The following is a 592-nucleotide window of genomic DNA, read 5'->3' as shown; positions in this document are numbered from 1 at the left end:
CTAAAAGCATATCGATATACTGACCAGACTTCGACCTCACTGAGCAGTAGTGCACATGGCCAAGCCCGCCGCCCCATTCGTTTTAACGCCATCTGACTACGCCACACTACAAGGCTGGTCGCGGATGGGTTCGTTGGCACAACGTCTCGGGCAGCGGGCCAAAATTCTGCTGTTGTTGGCTGATGGGTTAACGCCCAAAGACGTCAGCCATCAGCTCCAGATCTCGGCACCGGTGGTGTTCAAATGGCGAAAGCGCTATCTGGAGGCGGGTCTTGAGGGCTTAAACGACCTGCCTCGAAGTGGCCAGCCTCGCAAGCTCAGCACTCAAAAAATGAAGGAGATTCTTACCCTGACAACCCAGCGCGTGCCTCGTGAGGCGACGCATTGGAGTGTGCGCCTGATGGCCAAGTATGCCGCCGTTACGGCTTGGCAGGTGCGACAGGTCTGGGCTGCTTCCGACCTTAAACCCCATCGTTTGAAGACGTTCAAGATCAGCAACGATCCGCATTTTGCCGATAAGGTCGTCGATGTAGTCGGGCTTTATCTGAACCCGCCGGATAACGCCATCGTGCTGTCGGTTGATGAGAAAACC

Annotated in this window: 1 protein-coding gene; it reads left to right on the top strand. The window is 55.6% G+C overall.

The genetic code is table 11. The features are described 5' to 3' along the window. Window positions 1-55: 55 nt before the first annotated feature. Window positions 56-592, top strand: a 537-nt coding sequence (locus tag ACZYSM_RS29320; RefSeq protein ID WP_489077184.1) for an IS630 family transposase, incomplete at its 3' end; no start/stop codon positions are given.

It is taken from the genome of Pseudomonas sp. F220 (genome assembly GCF_057813935.1).
Note: the sequence above shows the minus strand (reverse complement) of the source record. Positions and strands in the feature narration are given on the sequence as shown.